At 51.3% G+C, this 7,857-nt stretch carries 5 protein-coding genes; 2 read left to right on the plus strand and 3 right to left on the minus strand.

Annotated elements, in window-relative coordinates:
* Positions 1 to 19 precede the first annotated feature (19 nt).
* The 3 genes from Q3H59_RS03975 to metK all read right to left on the minus strand — a co-directional run bounded on the left by Q3H59_RS03975 (position 20) and on the right by metK (position 3,636).
* Positions 20 to 532 carry a SprT family zinc-dependent metalloprotease gene (locus Q3H59_RS03975; protein WP_271461062.1) on the minus strand — a complete coding sequence of 171 codons (513 nt, stop codon included), beginning with the start codon at positions 530 to 532 and terminating at the stop codon, positions 20 to 22.
* A gap of 82 nt (positions 533 to 614) precedes the next feature.
* Positions 615 to 2,009: a sugar porter family MFS transporter gene (locus tag Q3H59_RS03980; RefSeq protein WP_101761913.1), complete on the minus strand. Its 1,395-nt coding sequence runs from the start codon at positions 2,007 to 2,009 to the stop codon at positions 615 to 617.
* Positions 2,010 to 2,478: 469 nt separating this feature from the next.
* Positions 2,479 to 3,636 carry a methionine adenosyltransferase gene (metK, locus tag Q3H59_RS03985; RefSeq protein ID WP_309833374.1) on the minus strand — a complete coding sequence of 386 codons (1,158 nt, stop codon included), beginning with the start codon at positions 3,634 to 3,636 and terminating at the stop codon, positions 2,479 to 2,481.
* Positions 3,637 to 4,418: 782 nt separating this feature from the next.
* Here metK and speA point away from each other — a divergent pair.
* Both speA and Q3H59_RS03995 read left to right on the plus strand, forming a co-directional pair.
* Positions 4,419 to 6,398 (plus strand): biosynthetic arginine decarboxylase, encoded by a 1,980-nt coding sequence (speA, locus tag Q3H59_RS03990; RefSeq protein ID WP_101761914.1) that lies wholly within the window; start codon positions 4,419 to 4,421, stop codon positions 6,396 to 6,398.
* 714 nt (positions 6,399 to 7,112) lie between these two features.
* Positions 7,113 to 7,802, plus strand: a complete 690-nt coding sequence (locus Q3H59_RS03995) for an EAL domain-containing protein (RefSeq protein ID WP_222234740.1) — start codon at positions 7,113 to 7,115, stop codon at positions 7,800 to 7,802.
* Positions 7,803 to 7,857: the final 55 nt, after the last annotated feature.

A 7,857-nucleotide genomic window follows, 5' to 3' on the forward strand; every position in this document is an offset into this window, starting at 1 on the left:
ATTAGGCTAGGTTGCTGAACTAATTCGATAAATACTCACCGGGTTGCAGCAGGGATTTGCAGTGCACACAGCGATATTCGCTTTCTCCACGCAGCACACGATTATGGCGCCGTACGGTGAGCTGATGCTGCTGACAGCGGCAGCGATAGGGGAAGGTGTTGCTGCGCACCGAGGCGATTTCAAACTGGTGGGTGCGGCGCGCAGGCACGCCGAGCACGCTCTCCATCATCCATTTCCACTCTTTGCCGTGCGGCGGCACGCGGCCAAAGGTTTTCCACACCAGCAGATGCGCCAGTTCGTGCGGCACCACTTCATCAACGAATGCCTGCTGATTCTCCAGCAGCAGGACCGGATTGATGCGGATTTCCCACTTCTCCAGCCATGCAGTGCCTGCAGCGGTGCCGCGCTGCTGATAAACCAGCGAGGGCTCATCAAAGCGACGTTCCAGCTTCTCGTTGGCCAGCTGTAAATAGTGGCGCAGCGAGCGCATAACGGCTTGTTGTAAGGCGATGGGAAGGCGCGGTGTTTTCATGGAGGGCAGCATAAAAGGTTGCCGGAACGATCTCAAATAAAAAGGGCTGCCAATTGGCAGCCCTTGCATTCGCTCATCGGGATTACTTCTGACCGATGTCGCGCAGTTTTTTGCCGGACATCAGGTTGCGCTCGATGTGCTCCAGCGAGACGTTTTTGGTCTCTGGAATCAGCGCCAGCGTCAGCAGAATGAAGAACACGTTCAGACCGGCGTAAACCCAGAAGGTTGGCGCGTTGCCCAGCGTATTCAGCATGGTCAGGAAGGTAGCACCGACAATCATGTTGGCAATCCAGTTGGTCGCGGTGGACACCGTGATACCGAAGTCGCGGCCTTTCAGCGGCTGAATCTCGGAACACAGTACCCAAATCAGCGGGCCAGCAGACATCGCAAAACCAATGATGAACATCAGCAGCATCGCCACCGCGAAGTATTGCGCTTCTTGAGAATGGATGCCGATGTGCAGCATGGTGCCGAGAATGCCCATACCCAGCGCCATCACCAGGAAGCCCAGCAGCAGCGTAGGTTTACGGCCCCAGCGATCCACCAGACCGATAGCTATAAAGGTCGCCAACACGTTCACCAGACCAACAATCACCGTGCCCCACATTTGCTGCGTGGTGTTGGCAAAGCCAGCGATTTCGAAGATCTTCGGTGCGTAGTACATGATGACGTTCATGCCGGTGAACTGCTGCATCACCTGCAACAGCACGCCAAGGAACACTGCGCGGCGGAAGTTGCTGTTGCTCTGGAACAGCTGCCAGCCCGACTGTTTAATTTTCAGGCTTTCACGGATTTCATCCAGTTCACGTTTTGCTTGTTCACTGGTATCACGCAGGCGCGATAACACGCGCTCAGCACTGCGGAAGTCACCTTTAGCCGCCAGCCAGCGTGGGCTGTTGGGCAGGAAGAAGACGCCAATCAGCAGCAGTACCGCAGGAATAGTGATGATGCCCAGCATCCAGCGCCATGCGCCAGCGTCGCTGAACGCGGTATCGGAGAGATACGCCGCCAGAATACCGATGGTGATCATCAGCTGATACAGCGAAATCATACTGCCGCGAATCTTCTCTGGTGCGATTTCCGAGAGATACAGCGGCGCGGTGTAAGAGGCAACACCCACGGCCAGGCCAAGCACCACACGCGCGGCGATCAGCATTTCCGGGCTGGTTGCACCCGCAGACCACAGTGAACCGATAACGAAAAGAATCGCACCGGCCATCAGGCTCTTTTTACGACCCAGACGCGATGACATCCAGCCGCTGCCCACCGCACCGACTGCAGCACCAAACATCATTGAGCTGACGATCCACTCTTGCTGGTGGGCAGTGACGTTAAAATCTTTCGCGATGAAAGGCAGAGCACCGGCGATAACACCGATATCCAGACCAAACAGCAAGCCGGCCAGCGCCGCTAAGAAGCAGACAAACAAGGTCATGACCTTATTTGAAGTTCTGCTCTTGTGATTATTACCAGGCATGAAGCCTCCAAAGTTTATCCATCGTTGTTGTTATCAATGTTATGAAACCTGTCGGCGGAAAAAAGTGAGTAAGATCACACCAGTGTAATCGGTTACACACGCTGAAACCCTGCAATCCAGCATTTTCCGCCCGAAATAGTTACGTAACCAGTAAGGTATAGCACCCTTTAAGTTTCTGACATCGCACTAAATACCGGCTATCAGACGACGCTGAAAATAACGCATTTTCAGAGTAATAACTACGCTGAAAAATCTCTAAATTGCCGATTGATAAAGGATTTCAAAATGTAATCGTTATCACTAAGTTGTAAGCGAGGTGAAAGAAGTGTAGACGGCGGAGAAAAATGTGCCTGACGATGCAAAGGCATAAAAAAAAGCCCGCCAAAAGCGAGCTTCGAAGTCAAATTGTGCAGCGTCGCCCTCTCCCGTTGGAGAGGGCCGGGGCGAGGGCATCAGCCCGCAGAGTAGTCTATGACTTCAAACCCGCCGCTTCGCGTAGCTGCGCGGCTTTGTCAGTCTGCTCCCACGGGAAGTGCTCACGACCAAAGTGACCGTATGCTGCGGTCTCTTTGTAGATCGGTTTCAGCAGATCCATCATCTGAATCAGGCCGTATGGACGCAGGTCGAAGAACTCGCGCACCAGCAGCGTCAGCTGTTCGGTGGAGACTTTCTCGGTACCGAAAGTTTCAACCATGATCGAGGTTGGCTCAGCCACGCCGATGGCGTAAGAAACCTGGATTTCACAACGGTCAGCCAGGCCAGCCGCGACGATGTTCTTCGCCACATAACGTGCAGCGTAAGCGGCAGAACGGTCGACTTTTGACGGATCCTTACCTGAGAACGCGCCGCCACCGTGACGCGCCATGCCGCCGTAGGTATCAACGATGATTTTGCGACCGGTCAGACCGCAGTCGCCCATTGGACCACCGATGACAAAACGGCCAGTTGGGTTGATGTGGTATTTGGTACTGGCGGTGATCCACTCAGTCGGCAGAACCGGCTTGATGATCTCTTCCATCACCGCTTCACGCAGATCGGCGGTGGTCACATCTTCAGCATGCTGGGTCGAGAGCACAACCGCATCGATACCGACAATTTTGCCGTCATCGTACTGGAAGGTGATCTGGCTTTTTGCATCCGGACGCAGCCACGGCAGTGAACCACTTTTACGCACTTCAGCCTGACGCTGCACCAGACGGTGCGCGTAGGTGACCGGCGCTGGCATCAGCACGTCGGTTTCGTTGCTGGCGTAGCCGAACATCAGGCCCTGATCGCCCGCGCCTTGTTCCAGCGGATCGGTACGGTCAACGCCCTGATTGATGTCTGGAGATTGCTTACCAATCGCGCTCAGCACTGCGCAAGAGTTCGCATCAAAGCCCATATCGGAATGGACATAGCCGATTTCACGTACGGTATTACGGGTGATCTCTTCGATATCCACCCATGCGCTGGTGGTGATTTCACCGCCCACCAGCACCATACCGGTCTTCACGTAAGTTTCGCAGGCCACGCGCGCTTTCGGATCCTGCTCGAGGATCGCATCCAGCACGGCATCGGAAATTTGGTCAGCGATTTTATCAGGATGTCCTTCTGATACGGACTCAGATGTAAAAAGGTGTTTAGCCATTCTGTTCTTTACCTTAAAAATGGTTTGAATACGACTGCATAGCGTAAGCGGGATCAGACCGACTCGACGCCCCTTCAGGCAAAGCCGCAAGCAGTGGCAGCGAGAGCATTAACTCACACCGCCTGAATGTTAATCAGTTTAGATGGAAAACCATCTGGACGGCTATTCTAGGTTACTCAGTGAGCACTTTTCCAGTGCTTTTTCCGATCCCGCATTTTCCGCAACATCCTAAGTGGAATCATTTCCTGACACCGCGCGCAGTTACTGACAAAGATTTTGCAATTTACCCCGCGTGGCTGTATAAAACGCCGCTGCTGTTGACCACAGCCGCAAAGGATGACGCCGCCGTGCGTCGCGCTGTCAGATGCCATTTAATCTGACCTTCACCCAAGCCGTTTCTCGCATGCTTTAAGCAGGCGATGGAGGTGATTAAAGTAATGAACCACTCTTTCTCTCGCTTTGGTTCACTGCGCTGTTCCGGCGCGCTGGCACTCCTTTCACACTCCAAACCCGTTCTTTTCTCTTATCGACGTTGTGTTCATTCTCCCGACACGCGCGCCGGTTAACATTTCTCTGCATCTATTACTCTATTTCGCTGTCTACTGACCGTGGAAGTCTCAGGCTATTTGCCCCGACTTTGGCGCGGTGTTTTACACTTAGAGTCAGCATTGCACAGTGCAACCTTACAGAGGCAGCAAGCAGGATGAGGCAATTTTTACCTGGCGCCACCATGACAAAACTCGGTAACAAATTCATATTTCAACGGAAAATTGAGGTTCGCGATGTCTGACGACATGAAGAATATCAAGGGTTCGTCAGCTGGCGAACAAGGTGTACTCCGCTCCATGCAGGAGGTGGCGATGAACGATCAGGAAGCGAGCAGAATGCTGCGTACCTACAACATTGCCTGGTGGGGAAACAACTATTACGACGTCAACGAGCTGGGGCACATCAGCGTGTGTCCCGATCCGGATCAGCCGGAAGTGCGCGTTGACTTAGCGAAGCTGGTGAAAGAGCGCGAAGCCGACGGTCAACGTCTGCCGGCGCTGTTCTGCTTCCCGCAGATTCTCCAGCATCGTCTGCGTTCGATTAATGCCGCCTTCAAACGCGCGCGTGAATCTTACGGCTATAAAGGTGACTACTTCCTGGTTTACCCAATCAAGGTGAATCAGCATAAGCGCGTGATTGAGTCGCTGGTCAACTCTGGCGAACCGCTGGGCTTGGAAGCCGGTTCGAAAGCCGAGCTGATGGCTGTGCTGGCCCACGCCGGCAAAACCCGTTCGGTGATTGTCTGCAACGGCTATAAAGACCGCGAATACATTCGTCTGGCGCTGATCGGTGAAAAGCTCGGCCACAAAGTCTATCTGGTGATCGAGAAGATGACCGAAGTGCGTCTGGTGCTGGAAGAGGCCGAGCGTCTGAATGTAATACCGCGTCTCGGTATCCGCGCGCGTCTGGCGTCGCAGGGCTCAGGCAAGTGGCAGTCGAGCGGCGGTGAAAAATCGAAGTTTGGCCTGGCGGCATCGCAGGTGTTACAGCTGGTCGATATCATGCGCAAAGCGGGCCGTCTCGATAGCCTGCAGCTGCTGCACTTCCATCTCGGTTCGCAGATGTCCAACATCCGCGACATCGCGACCGGCGTGCGTGAGTCGGCGCGTTTCTACGTGGAGCTGGCGAAGCTAGGCGTTAACATCAAATGCTTCGATGTGGGCGGCGGTTTGGGCGTGGATTATGAAGGAACCCGCTCGCAGTCAGATTGCTCGGTCAACTACGGTCTGAACGAATACGCCAACAACGTGATTTGGGCGATTGGCGATGCCTGTGAAGAGAACGGGCTGGAACATCCAACCGTGATCACCGAGTCAGGTCGTGCGGTGACGGCGCACCACACCGTGCTGGTGTCCAACATCATTGGTGTTGAGCGTAACGAGTTCAGCACGCCGGTGGCACCGGATGCCGATTCACCGCGTCCGATTCAGAGCCTGTGGGATACGTGGCAGGAGATGCACGAACCTGACGTGCGTCGTTCGCTGCGCGAATGGCTGCACGATAGCCAAATGGATCTGTTCGACATCCATACCGGTTATTCATCAGGCACCTACGATCTTGGCCAGCGCGCCTGGGCAGAGCAGCTTTATCTGAGCATCTGCCACTACATTCAGCAGCATCTCGATCCCAGCAACCGCGCGCATCGCCCGATCATTGATGAGCTGCAGGAGCGCATGGCGGATAAGATTTACGTCAACTTCTCGCTGTTCCAGTCAATGCCGGATGCGTGGGGCATCGATCAGCTGTTCCCGGTGCTGCCGCTGGAAGGGCTGAATAAAATGCCGAAGCGTCGTGCGGTGTTGCTCGACATCACCTGTGACTCCGATGGCACCATCGATCACTACGTCGATGGCGATGGCATTGCCACCACCATGCCGATGCCGGAATACGACATCGACAATCCGCCGATGCTCGGCTTCTTTATGGTGGGCGCGTACCAGGAAATTCTCGGCAACATGCATAACCTGTTCGGTGATACCGAAGCGGTTGATGTGTTTGCGTTCCCGGATGGCAGCGTGGAAGTTCAGTTGTCGGATGAGGGCGATACCGTAGCGGATATGCTTGAGTACGTGCAGTTGAATCCTAACGATTTGATGACGCTGTTCCGCGATCAGGTAACGCAACAAACGGATATAGATGAAGAGCTGCGCGCGCAATTCTTGTCTGAATTCGAGAGTGGCTTGTACGGTTATACCTATTTAGAAGATGAGTAATTAATTGCTCTTAAACCGAGCTCGCAAGGGCTCGGTTTTCGCTTTTCCTGCTATATCCGCGCCTGGCAACAATAATTTAATTTGATTTGTGAAGACGATCACCTTTGGCTTATTTGTAACCTGTCACGTAAATCCCACATTTACCTCCCCAAATGCTATCTCCTTCTTTTCTCTAATAAAGCGAGTCGGCAACGCTGATTATTTTCTTAATATCCTTACCTTACTTACTGATTCATCATGGATTAAGCAGTTATTCTGTTATGTATTCTTTGCAATGCATAATAAAAATTTAAACATTAAGATTTTAATAGTCACTATTGAAATTAGTGGTTATTGGCGCTTTTTGGAAGCATAGATGCCAGATAAAACATTTTGCAATTTGAGTTAAGGAGAGCTATCAAATCGTGCGGAATCTTTTTTTATCATTATTTTTCAATTCGATAAGGTTTTTACACATCTATCAAAGTAAATGATAAGTTAAATTAGATTAAGAATTTTCTGAGCTTTTGTGAATTTTAGAGAAATTTACTTACGTTATTGATTGATTTAAACGATTGAAGTTACCTGAAGTGTTTACTGAAATCTATTTCTCAAAGTGTAAGTAGTACGTTAACCTTCAGTTAAGACATTAAGTTTTATCAATGTTTACCTTACTTCTTACATGAGAAATCCTGACAGTTTAAGGCTATCAGGCAGTTGCAGTAAGGATGTGAAATGAGCAATCAACCGAAGACAGTGTTCTTGTTGGAGCCGGTTTACGATTTATCCGGCCAGGTGATTGCCAGGGAATTGTTAACGCGTCTTGCAGACGACGCAGATATCAATAATAAGCGTAACCCTGAAAGGGATGTTGGGTTCTTCAGTCAGCTTTCTGCTGACGTTAAATGGCAGTTATTCCTCCACCAGATCGAAAAACTTATTCAGCTATACCAGAAAGGGTTCGACCAGATTGTCAGTGTCAATGTTGATAGAGATATCGTAGCCAGCATTTTTAAAGATGCTGAAATGCAAGAAAAACTGGCTCAACTGACGCTGTTGCGTCTGGAAATATCAGCATTCTTTACTGCGCGATTTAATAGCGCCGATCTGTTGATTTTAAAAGGTGTCGCGAAAGTGACGCCGGCCCCTTTATGGCTCGATGACTTTGGTCCGGGTTATTCCAACCTTTCCATGTTTGATAGCGGAATATTTGAAATCGTCAAGATTGACAAAGAATTTTTTTGGCAATTTGGCGACGGTCGCACCTTTGACATTCTGCTCGACCATCTCAACGAATTATGCAACGGCGTCATCGTTGAGGGTGTTGAAAATCAACAACAGGTCGACCTGCTGTCGCATAAAGCAATTTATGGCATGCAGGGCTATTTGTGGCAGAGCGTCTATCTCGATGATTTATTAGCTTAATCCTGAAATTATTGAGTTGGTTTCATCCCTCGGGGAAGTGAAAAAATGTCAAAGC

This window comes from Pantoea sp. SORGH_AS_0659 (genome assembly GCF_031453915.1).
Lineage (GTDB): Bacteria > Pseudomonadota > Gammaproteobacteria > Enterobacterales > Enterobacteriaceae > Pantoea > Pantoea leporis.

What these genes read in the sequence shown, in the direction of transcription:
- Q3H59_RS03975 (WP_271461062.1), bottom strand. Translation starts at nt 532, where the DNA reads ATGAAAACACCGCGCCTTCCCATCGCCTTACAACAAGCCGTTATGCGC.
- Q3H59_RS03980 (WP_101761913.1), bottom strand. Translation starts at nt 2,009, where the DNA reads ATGCCTGGTAATAATCACAAGAGCAGAACTTCAAATAAGGTCATGACC.
- metK (WP_309833374.1), bottom strand. Translation starts at nt 3,636, where the DNA reads ATGGCTAAACACCTTTTTACATCTGAGTCCGTATCAGAAGGACATCCT.
- speA (WP_101761914.1), top strand. Translation starts at nt 4,419, where the DNA reads ATGTCTGACGACATGAAGAATATCAAGGGTTCGTCAGCTGGCGAACAA.
- Q3H59_RS03995 (WP_222234740.1), top strand. Translation starts at nt 7,113, where the DNA reads ATGAGCAATCAACCGAAGACAGTGTTCTTGTTGGAGCCGGTTTACGAT.